This window comes from Yersinia antarctica, assembly GCF_056636475.1.
The window spans coordinates 2,013,282-2,026,767 of record NZ_JBSJQF010000001.1 but is presented as its reverse complement, the minus strand read 5'-3'; the positions used below and the strand labels follow the sequence as shown (position 1 = coordinate 2,026,767).

Below are 13,486 nucleotides of genomic sequence, written 5' to 3'. Positions count from 1 at the left end.
TAAATGAAAATAGTGGATATCCCCTTCGGTATCACCGATTGGTCAGAAATAGAAACAACTGAGCATAAGGGGGAGCAAGGGGTTGCCTACTGGCGAACACAACTTTTTGGTCGTGTTAGAGTCCGTATGGTTGAGTACAGCGCTGGATACAAAGCTGACCATTGGTGTTCTAAAGGGCATATATTGCTGTGCCTTGAAGGCGAACTAAGCACTGAATTGGACGATGGGCGAAGCTTTATATTGAAGGCAGGTATGAGTTATCAGGTTGCCGATGGCGCCGAAGCACATCGTTCATCTACAATCTCAGGGGCCAGACTTTTTATTGTCGACTGATCACGTTTTTCGAAGATGTCTATGAGTCCTTTATATTCAGCTAGCAGCCAGTCCTCGGCTGTTAGCTGAAATAAACGTTGTTACTGCCCTTCAGGTAATGAATCAACGGGGTTATCCGGGTATAAAACCCGAATACGTCGTCTGACAATCTCGACCTGAAATGCTGCCATGACTGCAATCATGATCAGGATTTCACCAAACCCGCCTTGTTCCGTTGGTTGATTATAAAGATATTGCAGTGTCCCTATAATCCATTTAGAACCAACCAATAGCAGAAATAAAGTTATCGTCAGTGGTGTTCCCTTGCAAAAAATACGTCCATCAGGTTCACGCCAAATCTCTATAAGGCGACCTTGCAAAACACCGACAACAATACTAAATAAAACTCCGCTACCTAAAACTACCCAGGAAGTCATCGTAGCGGGCATATATGTTCCACCGACTACCAGGCCGACCATCCCGTAAACCCAGGCCCATTTAAAACGGGCGGGGCCTAAAGACACCTCGTGGCTGACCGACTGGCGGTACAATGCAAAAAGTGTTAGCACCAGAATAATCAGTATTTGTACGGGAGTCATCGCTATCTCCTTCAAGAGAAGCATCTAATCAGGGATAAAGTGCCTTAATCTGGCATAGTGGCTACCTGCTCTCGCAGTATATTCACGCTTTATCAGTCTTTGGCAACACCAAACAGAAGGTGACCCTTCCCGAACGGTTAACGAAGTCCGTCAACACGTACTGTATAAAGTTTAGGCTATTTCTCAATAAATAACAGAATCCGCATAATATTAATTTACTCCGCACTCCATATTAAATAGTTTTAACTATCCGTTATTACATCTCAATATCGCTTTAGCTAATCTCAGTCATTTGTATTTATAACAAAGGAATAACATTTGGCGGCTGCTCTGATATATTCAATATCTTTTCATTAGTGCTAAACTGTCGATGTTTTTTATTCAGGAGTAAAAAGTTAATTTAAAGGAGAAGAGAAATGACTCAGAATATTTATGATAATCAGGCATTTTTTTCAGGGTATGCACAACTTCCCCGTTCAGTTGATGGATTGGCTGGCGCGCCAGAATGGGAAGCCATTCGCCAGATGCTGCCGTCGCTGTCAGGAAGCAAAGTTGTAGATCTGGGTTGTGGCTATGGCTGGTTTTGTCGCTACGCACGCTCGCAAGGTGCCAGCGAAGTTTTAGGTCTGGATGTTTCAACGCGAATGTTAAACCACGCTAAAGAGATGACCACTGACGAAAACATTATTTACCGTCAGGAAGACCTGGAACATTTGCATCTACCACCACAGCTGTTCCAATTAGCCTATAGCTCACTCACATTGCATTATATAAAAGCACTGCCAGCACTGTTTGCCACGATTTATCAAGCACTAACTCCTGGGGGCAGTTTTGTTTTTTCCGCCGAACACCCTATCTTTACCGCAGCAAAGCAACCTGGTTGGTTAATTGCCGATAATGGGCAAAAATCCTGGCCGGTGAACAGTTATCAGGCGGAAGGGGAACGTATAACAAACTGGTTGGCAGAAGGCGTTATCAAGCAGCATCGGACATTAGGGACTTATATTAATTTTTTGATAAAACAAGGTTTTATAATTACGCATGTCGAAGAATGGGGACCAACAACACAGCAAATTATAGATTATCCTGAATTGGATGAAGAGAAAGAACGCCCTATGCTATTTTTACTTTCTGCGAAGAAACCTGAATAGAAATCGGGATGGTTTTTATTAAAAATTCCTGCATCAACTCGTGACTCTTGGGGAGGTTTACTCCCCCAGCGCCTGTTTGATATTGACTCGGCGAGCCTAAAAACCACTAACTCATTATAAAACCCCTTAATAGGGTTAAATGACCTATAGTATAAATTAAATGCAACGCTGTATGGGATCCATTATGTCTAATAAAAATCACGAAGAAACAACAGTTAATGAAGGTTTGGCTAAAATTCATGAAGCTTCAGAACAACTTACCGAAGAGCAAATTGAACAGTTGGCTGAAGAAGCCAAAGCCGCAGCCAGAGAGAATGTACAAAAGCATACACACGACTAATCAACAAAATGGGGGATGTATATGAACACTGTGCCGCCAGATGGATTACCAATATACCGGCTGATTACCGGACCAGATGATTCATCATTTTGTCACCGAGTGTCTGATCAATTGAAGCTTGGCTATGTATTATACGGCTCACAATCAATCGCTTATGACCCAGAGAAAAAGACGATAATTGCAGCACAAGCGATCATTTGGCCTGGGGATTGAGACTGATGGTAATAAAAGCTACCCGATCCACAGTTGGTAATTTGTGATACGGATAAATAGCTTCTTGGATTGAGTTTTACGTCTGTAAAATGTCATCTCACTGATGAGAAAATAACTATTTTTCAATGCGTTAAATTTATTTTTGATGTTGTTTTGTAGCCACACCCAGTCGCCAATTCCCAAACGAAATGCAACAAAGTGACCCACCGGTCAGGTACGGATAAAATAGCCGTATTGACCCTGTCGGAGACCCTGTTGCATGAAGGGAAAACATTTGACTCAGCATGAGCGCTTTTACATCGAAAAACGAAAAGCTGAAGGCGTTAATCAGTCCTGCATTGCCAGAGAGCTCGGCGTCTCTCGCTCTACCCTGAGCCGGGAGCTCAGACGTAATACGGACCCCGCCTTCAACGGACTTTACTCCTCCAGACGCGCTGATGCCTTAGCCAGACAACGGCGGGGCGCCACCTCGGCACACAATGCCTGTTTCCCTCTGGGCCAGCAGACACAAGACTTTCTCCGGCAGGCGCTGGCTGTACATACCTCCCCTGAGGTTATCTGTGGGAGACTGAAAATCCAGTTTGATATCGCCGTCAGCAAAAATACCCTCTACCGCTATATCCGTTCGGACAGACAGGCTGGCGGTAAGCTTTACCTTCAGCTCCCTCACCGGGGTAAACGCTATCGCTATGATACGGGTGAGCCCGGACGCACGCCCATCCCGGACAGGGTTGGCATTGAGCACAGGCCTGCTGAGGCTGAACTCAAACAGGTTCCCGGGCATGTTGAAATCGATACGATTTTTGGCAAAGACCAGAAGTCATTCCTGCTGACGGTCGTGGACAAAGCCACAAAGCAGGTCATTATCCGTAAACTCCCCAATAAGTGCGCTGAGAGCGTCGTGGAAGCGTTCAGGGACATCGTGGCGAATACTTTCTGTGAGTTTAAAACCCTGACGGCAGATAACGGACCCGAGTTTGCGAAACATAAGGACATCACTCAGGTAACGGGCGCAAAGGTTTACTTTGCCCGGCCTTATCATTCCTGGGAGCGGGGGTTGAATGAGCATACCAACGGTCTGATACGGCGGTTTTATCCGAAAGGAACCGATTTTAATGGCGTCAGCGATGAAGATATTGCGAGACTGGAGCACATCCTCAACACTCGGGGGCGCAAATCTCTGGAATACAGCTCACCGAATGAGGTATTTTTAGAGTATCTACTCGCTGCATAACGCATGATGGTTTGTTGCGTTTCGTTCGGGAATGGGGCAGTAGTCTTTGGTCACTACTGCTAATCTTTGTTAGCGACACTTCGCGCTAAGTGGATAAGACAAGTAACAGGAGACGATGAATATGCAAGCTCCCCCGATACCTCAAGATGAGGCTAAGAGAATTGCTACATTACGCTCTTATAATATTCTCGATACCTCTCCCGAAGAACGCTTTGATCGTATCACCCGCTTAGCTAAACGTTTATTTAATGTGCCAATAGCGCTTATATCTATCGTCGACGTAAACCGGCAATGGTTTAAATCACATCCCGGACTGGAAACCAGCGAAACCCCCAGGGATATATCTTTTTGTGGTCATGCGATTTTAGGTGACGATATCCTTTTGGTACCCAATGCCCTTAACGACCTTCGTTTTAGTGACAACCCACTCGTTACCGACGATCCTGGCATTCGTTTTTATGCGGGTTGTCCGCTGGTTGTTCCCAATGGCAGTAAACTTGGCACACTCTGTATTATCGATCTTAAACCGCGCTCTTTAGATGAATACGACCAACAACTTTTATGTGACTTAGCGAAAATGGCTGAGCAAGAAATTGCTGCCGTTCAATTAGCAACTATTGACGAACTAACACAGTTAACCAACCGTCGAGGCTTTGAAATTCTGGCTCAGCATGCATTAACATTTTGCTCACATAATAATATTCCTGCCACTTTGATTTTCTTTGATCTAAATGATTTTAAAGAAATAAATGACAGTTATGGTCATGCTGAAGGTGATAAGGCATTAGTGACTTTCGCTGAGGAGTTACAGTTTTTCTTCCGTGACACAGATGTTGTCGCCCGATTGGGTGGCGACGAATTTGTCACATTACTCACGGCATCAGGTTGTAGTGATATGCCAGCAATATTAAGCCGCTTTAAGAATGCGTTAGAATTACGCAATAGCCAAGAATTGCGTGGTTATAATATTGATTTTAGCGTGGGGTACGCTAATTGCAATTTAGAGAAAGATACACCGATTAATGAACTACTCGCCGCCGCCGATTCATCCATGTACATGCATAAATTAGAGCTACGCACTAAAAAAAACCCTTTTTCTAAGAGTTAATGTCATGTGTTATTACACTTCTCAAAGCACCAGTAAGTCGTCGTGTTAATAATTAATCAAATCAAAACTAAATGCCTAAACAATAAATCTGCCAGGAGAGATATACCCGATATGCTCCTAAATGGTGCCGACTCCCTAAATAGGGGCACTAATTTAGTTATCCATAATAAAAATAAACTATTTTTCAATTAGTTAGATATGGCGCAAATATTTCTTGATTAAAGACCATAACAGCAAGGAGGAAGAAATGAGAGCAATGTCTGCGTACTACTTACAATATACTGTATTTCTGCTACTGGTTGCTGGAACCATCAATTTTATTTTTCAGTAACCACTAAAAGAGTCTCGCTAATGCGCGGCTCTTTTGTTTTATCTCGGGTAAAAAGTACAATAAATTGTCGTATTAATACGCAAAAAAATAATTGTTTGACTCATTGATCCTCACCCTACATGGCAGTCATACAGCCATTACGCCTCGACGTTTAGCCTAAAGTCGAAAGAATATTCTCAGGAAAGGTAGTATCAAACGTTTGAGCGATTTCCGCTTTCGACCACCATAGGTATTTACTGTTTACAGACCTCTCATATCACGGCCCCTGGATATTATGGAAAATTGAGATTTTTATTGTGCAATGTTAGTGAATAAAGCATTACGATTATCACAACTACGGAGAAAATAAAACTATTCAGCGCAAGCCTATAATCATAATTGATGTTTATTCAACTTTATTTACTCAATTAACATTCGGGTTTTAACGTGTTTTACCCATATTCCTGGTTAAGATATACATAAAAAAGTCAATTATTTAAATCGAGATTTACTATTTATATATCATAAGAAATAGGCTGAGAGAAGATATTGAGATACTAATAAGGCTTGTTCGTGGTTAACCTATCAATTTAATCCAGCATATAAAATAAACAGATGGAATATTAAATATTACCGATACAAATATGGCACGAAAATATAAATAAAACATATGAAATTTAGTGTAACTTATTGATTTTGTTGGTGGGTCGTGCAGGGTTCGAACCTGCGACCAATTGATTAAGAGTCAACTGCTCTACCAACTGAGCTAACGACCCAACGGCGATAATTATTCTCCTGTTAGCCTTGGCTGTCAAACATTTCATCGGATTTTTCTGTTTATACTGTTTATATCCCTCTCTGGAGATTAATTATTCATCTGTTCTTTACGATTATTGTTAGTTATGTGACTTCATGTTGTAATTCCAGATGCTGTGATGAACTTAACAAAATTCAGTGTGTGAAATATAAACACTGGAAAACGAGGCGTATTGTGCAATTATTGTTGCGAAGATATTAAATAATTCGCAAATTGTACTTAAAACATAGCAAAAAACTAACAGACAGACAGACAGACAGACAGACAGACAGACAGACAGACAGACAGACAGACAGGTTAAGACCAAAGAGCCAACATAGAGCTCAACAACTTCACAAATACAGGAAGAGGGAATGGGAAAGATGGTAGACCAATCCAAGATAGTGGCAGAACAGTTGCCGGAACCTGAAGAGCACCTTCAACGAAGTCTCTCCAACCGCCATATCCAGCTAATTGCTATTGGCGGGGCTATAGGTACCGGATTGTTTATGGGATCGGGTAAAACCATCAGCCTTGCCGGGCCGTCGATTATTTTCGTTTATATGATAATCGGTTTTATGCTGTTTTTCGTGATGCGGGCCATGGGTGAGCTGCTGCTATCGAATCTGAAATATAAATCATTTAGTGATTTCGCTGCCGACTTACTCGGTCCTTGGGCTGGTTTTTTCACCGGCTGGACCTACTGGTTTTGTTGGGTCATCACCGGTATCGCTGATGTGGTTGCCATCACGGCTTACGCCCAATTTTGGTTCCCCGGTTTCTCCCAGTGGGTTGCCTCACTGCTAGTGGTTTTACTGTTGCTATCACTGAATTTGGCCACGGTGAAAATGTTCGGTGAAATGGAGTTCTGGTTTGCCATGATTAAAATTGTGGCAATTGTGGCACTGATCTTTGCCGGCTTAACCATGGTGTTAATGAGCTATCAGTCCCCTTCGGGTACCACCGCGTCATTTACCCATTTATGGAATGATGGCGGGATGTTCCCGAAAGGAATCAGTGGATTCTTTGCGGGCTTCCAGATAGCCGTTTTTGCTTTTGTCGGTATTGAGTTAGTTGGGACCACCGCCGCTGAAACCAAAGATCCTGAAGTGGTATTACCGCGTGCTATTAACTCCATCCCTATCCGCATCATCATGTTCTATGTTTTCTCATTGATTATGATTATGTCAGTGACACCATGGAGTTCAGTAGTTGCCGATAAAAGCCCGTTTGTTGAGTTATTCGTTCTGGTCGGGTTACCCGCCGCTGCGAGTGTGATCAACTTTGTGGTCCTAACCTCGGCGGCTTCGTCAGCTAACAGTGGCGTGTTTTCCACCAGCCGTATGTTGTTCGGTTTGGCAAAAGAAGGTGATGCACCAAAGCAATTTGGTAAGCTGTCGCGCCGTTCCGTCCCCGCATCCGGCCTGACATTTTCTTGTATCTGTTTGCTAGGTGGTGTGGTTCTCATTTACCTAATCCCGAACGTAATGACGGTGTTTACACTGGTCACCACAGTTTCAGCGATTCTGTTTATGTTCGTCTGGACCATCATCCTTTGCTCTTACCTGGTGTATCGCAAAAGACGCCCGGCATTACATAAGAAATCCATCTATAAAATGCCCGCTGGTATTTTCATGTCGTGGGTATGTATGGCGTTCTTTGCCTTTGTCCTGGTGCTGTTAACCTTGGAAAGTGATACCCGCCAAGCGCTGATAGTGACGCCGCTGTGGTTTGTCATTCTGACCATTGGCTATCTCATCTTGAAGAAGCGCAGAAGCTACTTGTACGATAACCGTAATCAGTAAGACATCATCATCACCTATAGCGGTTGTTTTATTATCATCACCTTACTCCCTGCACGGGAGTAAGGTTATACTTAGGCTGCCGTGATTGCTTCGCGTAATCGGCGTGGCGTTAAGCCAAAATGCCGCTGAAAACGTGAAGTAAAGCGGGACGGTGAAATATAACCGTGCTGTGCAGCGATCTCGCCAATCGAAAGTGATGTGGTTTGTAATGCATTTAATGCACACCCCATACGAACCTCTTCCAGAATCACGCGAAAACTACGATCTTCTTGCATCAGTTTGCGCCGCAAAGTTGAATCCCCAATATGCAAAGAGTGGGCGACGTCACTCACGCTCCAGTTGCGCGCCGGATCGAGCAGTAAAATTTGTTGTACCTGTTCCGCCCATTTATCTCGTCGGTCGATTAATAACGTCCCTGCCTGCCCAGCCAAGTGCAGCGCCAATAAAACCCCCATCGCCGCATGCTGTAAGAGCGCATCTGGCGCATGACACTTCACGTTGAGCAATAAGCTATCCCATGCAAGGCGGGTATGGCTATCCAGAGGAACACATAGCGATGCAGTTGCCACTGGCGTCACCGCCGAGGCACCGTACCAGTGGCGAAACTGGCGTAATAAACTTTGCGGCAGATAGACCATATCAGAACAATAATGCCCCCGATCCGGGGTATTCGCGATACTGACTTCGATACCGGCAGGAAACAAAATAAGCGACGATTGCCCCGCACTGGCAGCCTGTGCCCCCCATTGCACCAATTTACTGCCCTGACGGACATGGCACAGTGCCGGTGAAAACACCGTGACCCGATGCAACGTATGTGCTCGGCGGGCAACAATTTCAGCGCTGGAGATAGTCATCTGGCTATGATTTATCTGCTGCATACTTCCTGCTCTTGGATTAATAATTAGCGGCCATAAGTGGCAACCAGTTGCGTTTTCGCAATCACATTACTGTTGAGCATAAAACCCACCAATGCACCACTGGCATCACTATTGAGGGGTAATTTATCTGTTTTCAATGCCCACACAGTGAACTGATAGCGATGAGGTTTATCTCCTGCTGGTGGGCAAGCCCCTCCGAATCCCGCATAGCCGAAGTCATTGCGCCCCTGAACGGCACCAACAGGTAAAGTGCCATTTTTGCTCTGCCCAGCATTTGTTGCCAATGAATGAACATCGGCGGGGATATTCACCACCGTCCAATGCCACCAGCCACTCCCCGTCGGGGCATCAGGATCATAAGCGGTAATGGCGAAGCTTTTGGTTCCTGCGGGCGCACCCTGCCATGAAAGCTGTGGCGATTGATTCCCGCCATCACAGCCAAATCCGTTAAAAACCTGCTGGGTTTGTAAGGGTCTACCTTCAGGCATATCGCTACTTTTGACGCTGAAGGTTTGTGCCTGAGCAGATAATGACACTGCGATAATCGCCAGAGACAGTGCTATCTTTTTCATGATGGTTCTCCTGTGAGGTAAGTTAGTAGCTTACGCAAACAGGCTTGTTTACATTGTGCCATAACGCTCTGTTAGTGTGCCAAAAAGCTCAATCAAGAGCGTTAAGGCGTTTTATAACCAAGACGTCACGCCATGTGCAGGGTCGTCGCGGTAAAATGCTCGCAACAGCGGTTAAATAAGTCGTGATAAGCGTGTCAGAAAGCTGTCGGGAACATGTCATGCTGCTGTCGTGGCAGTGACGAGGGCTTAAGCATAGGTTTGTTGATATCGCTTCAAACCTCATAGGAAAATCAGTATGAACATGTATCGTATTCGTGAATTGCGGTTGGCCCGGGCCTGGTCACAAGAACAGTTGGCTGAACTTTGCAGTCTGAGTGTACGCACGATTCAACGCATAGAGAATGGTGAACAAGCCAGCTTGGAAACACTGAGTGCTATTGCGGCCGTCATGGATCTGAAAGTCAGTGAGCTGTATTGCCCAAATGTCTCTCAGGAACAGAGCACCCCGTCGCAAGCTGTTGACCAACGCGTCATTGATGCCCGCAAAGCGGTTGAGGATGAAATGTCCTTACTGCGTCAGTTACTGCGGGCGGTTATTCTGTGTGCAGTGCTGTTTGCTATCAATTGGTTTACTTCACCTGGCTATATGTGGGCCTGGTGGGTAGTGCTAGGGCTAAGTATCCCGCTGTGTCTGCGCGCAATAAATCTGTTATTGCTGGGTAATTGGGTCGAGCGCTGGCAGCAAAAACGCCTGCAAAAGAAGTTACGTAATCTGTAACAATATTGCGCTAATAAAACCAGCAGAAAGAGAAGGTTACCTAATATCCCATTCATTTTGCGCACGACTAATAAGTTGCAGCCTGATTGTATTGGCGTATGGTTAATAGGTGTCATTAGCAGCGACTATGATTACATCATCAGCATTATTCAATAAATTTGATTGGAGCATAGCGAGATGGCGAAAATTTTAGTGCTTTACTATTCCATGTATGGGCATATTGAAACACTTGCCGGTGCGATTGCCGAAGGTGCCCAAAAAGTCAACGGTGTTGAAGTGACCATCAAACGGGTCCCTGAAACCATGCCACCAGACGCCTTCGCCAATGCCGGCGGCAAAAACAACCAGCAAGCCCCGGTCGCAACGCCGCAAGAACTGGCCGATTACGATGGCATCATTTTTGGTACCCCAACCCGTTTCGGTAATATGGCAGGGCAAATGCGTACCTTCCTCGATCAAACCGGCGGGCTATGGGCTTCTGGTGCACTGTACGGCAAAGTTGCCAGTGTATTCTCCTCAACCGGTACTGGCGGCGGACAAGAGCACACCATCACCTCCACATGGACCACATTAGCCCACCACGGTTTTATCATCGTGCCAATCGGCTATGGGGCCAAAGAGTTATTTGATGTTTCACAGACCCGTGGCGGTACCCCATATGGTGCAACAACCATTGCCGGTGGTGATGGCTCCCGTCAGCCAACTGCTGAAGAGCTTGCTATCGCCCGTTTCCAGGGCGAGCATGTGGCAAAAATTACCGCCAAACTGGTAAGCTAACGCCCTTCAGACCTAATACCGCAGCGGGGTTAGTTTCGCTCAATATTCAGCCCATATCAGGGCTTGGCAAGTAGCGTTCAAATCTGCTTTGAGCATCAACCCTGCTGTCTGGCAATAAAAAAGCACCGCATGAAAGCGGTGCTTTTTCTTACTCATTAAACGGAGTTAGGCTTCAAGCAACCCTTGTGCCAGATAGTGGTTAGCATCAACCACCCCAGGTAACACGAAGAAATATCCCCCACCGATCGGTTTGACATACTCTTCTAACGCCTCACCGTTCAACCGTTTTTGTACCGTCAGGAACGCCTTTTCCAAATCAGATTGGTAGCAGACAAACAGCAAGCCCATGTCCAGTTGCCCTGAATTTGACACTCCCAGCGAGTAACTGTAGCCACGGCGTAACATCAGGTTATTCTGAGTTTCTGCGGTACGTGGATTTGCCAGCCGGATATGTGCATCTAACTTAATCACGTTGCCATCGGGATCTTTGGTGTAATCCGGCTCATCATGTTCATGTAGGCTCCCCAAGGGGGCACCGCTATGTTTATCACGGCCAAAGATAGTCTGCTGTTCTTGTAACGGTGTGCGATCCCAAAATTCCACTTTAAAGCGAATAATCCGCGCCGCCTGATAGCTACCCCCGACTGCCCATGCGGGCTCGCCGATATTGCCCTGAACCCATACCACTTGATTAATCAGCGGCTTATCACTGGTTTTGGGATTCGCAGTCCCATCTTTAAAACCCAACAAATTGATCGGCGTTTCTTTACCTTTGCTACGGGCCGCATGAGCAGAAATAAAACCTTCACGCTTCCACCGCACACTGAGTAAATCTGGCGTGTGCTTGATAATATCGCGCAGAGCGTGAATCACCGTTTCATTGGTATTAGCACAGATTTGCAGCAAGATATCACCATGACACAAACCCGCATCCAGTGAATCATTGGGGAAGCGCGTCATTCTTTGTAGCCGCAGTGGTTTCTGCCCCTGAAAACCAAACCGCTCATCAAACAAGGAATCCCCCACAGAAACCGTAATGGTCAGGTTATCCGGGTAAATTTCCGGCCCCATAATTCCAGAATCCAGCGGTGGCAATTTGGCATTAACCGAAGGTGCATGCCCGCCGCGGGTCAGGAAGGCCAGCCGCTCCGTCAGCAGTTTGAATAATCGGGTCAAGGCCGCCTTATCGGTGGCCAGTACATCAAATGCTACCAGCATCATGGCCGCTTGCTGTGGGGTTAATACCCCTGACTGATGCTGACCATAAAAGGGCTGCTTCTGCCAGCGTTCATCTTGCGCAAGTGCAGCCTCGGGTGCAGGGCAATCTGCCGCTCGGGCTATCTTTGCCCCGCCAAGAGCCAAGGCACCACTCATCATGCCCATACCCAGCAGTAAACGCCGACGGGAGGGCAACGCCGCCCCGCTACCATGTTGATACGACCCGTGTTGCGGGTCGGTTTTCTTACTCATCTTAATGCCTCAATCCAAACCCAATACGCCACGAAGCTGAGCAAGGTCTTCCGCCAGTGCCGTAATCGGCCCTTTCATAGCATTACGATCGGCGTCAGTTAACTTCTCGTAAGACTCATAACCCTCTTTCGTGCGATATTTCGCCAATACGCTATCGACGGTTTTGAAGTTAGCATCGATTTTTTGCAGCAGCGGCTGGTCGGCTTTTTCCAGCAATGGCCGCAGCAGATTAACAATTTTCTGTGCTCCATCAACGTTGGCCTGGAAATCCCACAGATCAGTACGACTATAACGGTCTTCTTCACCACTGATTTTGCTGGCCGCAACCTCTTCGATTAAGCCCGCAGCACCACCAACCACTTTATTTGGCGCAAATGTCAGGCCGGTGATGCGTTGTTGCAGTTCCAGGGTGTCCTTGTACAGTTGGTCGGCGAATTTATCCGCGCCTTTAGTGGTGTTGTCACCAAACAGGATTTTTTCTAACCGATGAAAACCGGTAAATTTCGGATCAGCGGCCTTCTGCTCAAAATCGTCCTCACGGGCATCGATACTGCCATCCAAATCTGAGAACAGTTCAGCAATCGGCTCGATACGCTCATAATGCTGGCGGGTTGGCGCATACAACTTGCGCGCCAGAGCCAAATCGCCTTTCTTGATTGCATCAGTAAAGGCTTTAGTTTGCGTGACTAATTGGGCAACTTCTTGTGTTACATAGACTTTATATTCAGCAATTGGCCCGACCAATGCCATCGCGTCCGGTTTTACCGCCGCGTTATCACCAGCCGCCGTGACTGTCAATTTACCTTTCGGGTTGCTGAGTAAGCCACAGGTCATATCGTATTCACCCGGCTCCAGATCAGCCGTCATCTTCTGGGTAAAGCCCGGGGCAATATTTTCGCGTTCCTCAACCACCATCACGCCTTTGAGGATCTCCCACTCCAACCCTTTCTGACTGGCATTATGAACAATAAATTGAGTTTTACCGGCCGGAATAGACAGCGCCATCGGCTCACACTGCTTATCGTTAACGGTAATTTTAATTTGTGGAATATCAGCTGCTTGTACGTTGATAGCCACAGCAGGTAGTGCCAGTAACGCGGCGTGCAATGCAGTGCGACGGAAGAACCGGTTAGACATGTG

General features: G+C 46.1%; 14 protein-coding genes and 1 tRNA gene. 9 read left to right on the top strand and 6 right to left on the bottom strand.

Going from position 1 to position 13,486, the window contains the following annotated elements:
- The first annotated feature begins 3 nt into the window (after positions 1 to 3).
- The gene (locus ACWJJO_RS09355; RefSeq protein ID WP_083159118.1) at positions 4 to 333 is read left to right on the top strand and encodes a DHCW motif cupin fold protein; all 330 of its coding nucleotides are present in this window, start codon (positions 4 to 6) and stop codon (positions 331 to 333) included.
- 80 nt (positions 334 to 413) lie between these two features.
- On the opposite strand, the gene ACWJJO_RS09350 is transcribed toward ACWJJO_RS09355, so the two are convergent.
- Entirely contained in the window at positions 414 to 911 is a 498-nt protein-coding gene (locus tag ACWJJO_RS09350) for a hypothetical protein (RefSeq protein WP_083159119.1), read from the bottom strand.
- A 416-nt stretch (positions 912 to 1,327) separates the two neighbouring features.
- On the opposite strand from ACWJJO_RS09350, the gene ACWJJO_RS09345 reads away from it, so the two are divergent.
- From ACWJJO_RS09345 to ACWJJO_RS09325, 5 genes are all read left to right on the top strand, one after another.
- Positions 1,328 to 2,062, top strand: coding sequence for a class I SAM-dependent methyltransferase (locus ACWJJO_RS09345; protein WP_083159120.1), 735 nt, complete (start codon positions 1,328 to 1,330; stop codon positions 2,060 to 2,062).
- Positions 2,063 to 2,234: 172 nt separating this feature from the next.
- A complete protein-coding gene (locus ACWJJO_RS09340; RefSeq protein ID WP_372569050.1) occupies positions 2,235 to 2,402 on the top strand; it encodes a hypothetical protein in 168 nt (55 codons plus the stop codon).
- A 21-nt stretch (positions 2,403 to 2,423) separates the two neighbouring features.
- A complete protein-coding gene (locus ACWJJO_RS09335) occupies positions 2,424 to 2,615 on the top strand; it encodes a DUF1737 domain-containing protein (RefSeq protein WP_481090947.1) in 192 nt (63 codons plus the stop codon).
- A 259-nt stretch (positions 2,616 to 2,874) separates the two neighbouring features.
- Positions 2,875 to 3,849 (top strand): IS30 family transposase, encoded by a 975-nt coding sequence (locus ACWJJO_RS09330; protein ID WP_481090511.1) that lies wholly within the window; start codon positions 2,875 to 2,877, stop codon positions 3,847 to 3,849.
- Positions 3,850 to 3,964: 115 nt separating this feature from the next.
- Positions 3,965 to 4,957, top strand: coding sequence for a sensor domain-containing diguanylate cyclase (locus ACWJJO_RS09325; RefSeq protein ID WP_102970429.1), 993 nt, complete (start codon positions 3,965 to 3,967; stop codon positions 4,955 to 4,957).
- A 1,010-nt stretch (positions 4,958 to 5,967) separates the two neighbouring features.
- Here the strand turns inward: ACWJJO_RS09325 and ACWJJO_RS09320 are convergent.
- Positions 5,968 to 6,043: transfer RNA gene (locus ACWJJO_RS09320), tRNA-Lys, on the bottom strand.
- A 403-nt stretch (positions 6,044 to 6,446) separates the two neighbouring features.
- On the opposite strand from ACWJJO_RS09320, the gene cycA reads away from it, so the two are divergent.
- Positions 6,447 to 7,868 carry a D-serine/D-alanine/glycine transporter gene (gene cycA / locus ACWJJO_RS09315; protein WP_193784822.1) on the top strand — a complete coding sequence of 474 codons (1,422 nt, stop codon included), beginning with the start codon at positions 6,447 to 6,449 and terminating at the stop codon, positions 7,866 to 7,868.
- A 71-nt stretch (positions 7,869 to 7,939) separates the two neighbouring features.
- Here cycA and ACWJJO_RS09310 read toward each other — a convergent pair whose 3' ends face one another.
- Both ACWJJO_RS09310 and ACWJJO_RS09305 read right to left on the bottom strand, forming a co-directional pair.
- Positions 7,940 to 8,749: a helix-turn-helix transcriptional regulator gene (locus tag ACWJJO_RS09310; RefSeq protein ID WP_083159124.1), complete on the bottom strand. Its 810-nt coding sequence runs from the start codon at positions 8,747 to 8,749 to the stop codon at positions 7,940 to 7,942.
- A gap of 23 nt (positions 8,750 to 8,772) precedes the next feature.
- Entirely contained in the window at positions 8,773 to 9,321 is a 549-nt protein-coding gene (locus ACWJJO_RS09305) for a kinase inhibitor (protein ID WP_083159125.1), read from the bottom strand.
- 295 nt (positions 9,322 to 9,616) lie between these two features.
- Here ACWJJO_RS09305 and ACWJJO_RS09300 point away from each other — a divergent pair, with 295 nt between their 5' ends.
- Positions 9,617 to 10,099, top strand: coding sequence for a helix-turn-helix domain-containing protein (locus tag ACWJJO_RS09300; RefSeq protein WP_083159126.1), 483 nt, complete (start codon positions 9,617 to 9,619; stop codon positions 10,097 to 10,099).
- A gap of 177 nt (positions 10,100 to 10,276) precedes the next feature.
- The gene (gene wrbA, locus ACWJJO_RS09295; RefSeq protein ID WP_481090946.1) at positions 10,277 to 10,876 is read left to right on the top strand and encodes an NAD(P)H:quinone oxidoreductase; all 600 of its coding nucleotides are present in this window, start codon (positions 10,277 to 10,279) and stop codon (positions 10,874 to 10,876) included.
- A 165-nt stretch (positions 10,877 to 11,041) separates the two neighbouring features.
- On the opposite strand, the gene efeB is transcribed toward wrbA, so the two are convergent.
- Both efeB and efeO read right to left on the bottom strand, forming a co-directional pair.
- On the bottom strand, positions 11,042 to 12,346 hold the full coding sequence (gene efeB, locus ACWJJO_RS09290) for an iron uptake transporter deferrochelatase/peroxidase subunit (protein WP_481090945.1): 1,305 nt from the start codon (positions 12,344 to 12,346) through the stop codon (positions 11,042 to 11,044).
- A gap of 9 nt (positions 12,347 to 12,355) precedes the next feature.
- Complete coding sequence (gene efeO, locus ACWJJO_RS09285; protein ID WP_481090944.1) at positions 12,356 to 13,483, bottom strand: iron uptake system protein EfeO; 1,128 nt, start codon at positions 13,481 to 13,483, stop codon at positions 12,356 to 12,358.
- Between the last annotated feature and the right edge of the window lie 3 nt (positions 13,484 to 13,486).

What these genes read in the sequence shown, in the direction of transcription:
- ACWJJO_RS09350 (WP_083159119.1), bottom strand. Translation starts at nt 911, where the DNA reads ATGACTCCCGTACAAATACTGATTATTCTGGTGCTAACACTTTTTGCA.
- wrbA (WP_481090946.1), top strand. Translation starts at nt 10,277, where the DNA reads ATGGCGAAAATTTTAGTGCTTTACTATTCCATGTATGGGCATATTGAA.
- ACWJJO_RS09325 (WP_102970429.1), top strand. Translation starts at nt 3,965, where the DNA reads ATGAATATGCAAGCTCCCCCGATACCTCAAGATGAGGCTAAGAGAATT.
- ACWJJO_RS09340 (WP_372569050.1), top strand. Translation starts at nt 2,235, where the DNA reads ATGGGATCCATTATGTCTAATAAAAATCACGAAGAAACAACAGTTAAT.
- ACWJJO_RS09310 (WP_083159124.1), bottom strand. Translation starts at nt 8,749, where the DNA reads ATGCAGCAGATAAATCATAGCCAGATGACTATCTCCAGCGCTGAAATT.
- ACWJJO_RS09345 (WP_083159120.1), top strand. Translation starts at nt 1,328, where the DNA reads ATGACTCAGAATATTTATGATAATCAGGCATTTTTTTCAGGGTATGCA.
- cycA (WP_193784822.1), top strand. Translation starts at nt 6,447, where the DNA reads ATGGTAGACCAATCCAAGATAGTGGCAGAACAGTTGCCGGAACCTGAA.
- efeB (WP_481090945.1), bottom strand. Translation starts at nt 12,346, where the DNA reads ATGAGTAAGAAAACCGACCCGCAACACGGGTCGTATCAACATGGTAGC.
- ACWJJO_RS09330 (WP_481090511.1), top strand. Translation starts at nt 2,875, where the DNA reads ATGAAGGGAAAACATTTGACTCAGCATGAGCGCTTTTACATCGAAAAA.
- ACWJJO_RS09355 (WP_083159118.1), top strand. Translation starts at nt 4, where the DNA reads ATGAAAATAGTGGATATCCCCTTCGGTATCACCGATTGGTCAGAAATA.
- ACWJJO_RS09305 (WP_083159125.1), bottom strand. Translation starts at nt 9,321, where the DNA reads ATGAAAAAGATAGCACTGTCTCTGGCGATTATCGCAGTGTCATTATCT.
- ACWJJO_RS09335 (WP_481090947.1), top strand. Translation starts at nt 2,424, where the DNA reads ATGAACACTGTGCCGCCAGATGGATTACCAATATACCGGCTGATTACC.
- ACWJJO_RS09300 (WP_083159126.1), top strand. Translation starts at nt 9,617, where the DNA reads ATGAACATGTATCGTATTCGTGAATTGCGGTTGGCCCGGGCCTGGTCA.
- efeO (WP_481090944.1), bottom strand. Translation starts at nt 13,483, where the DNA reads ATGTCTAACCGGTTCTTCCGTCGCACTGCATTGCACGCCGCGTTACTG.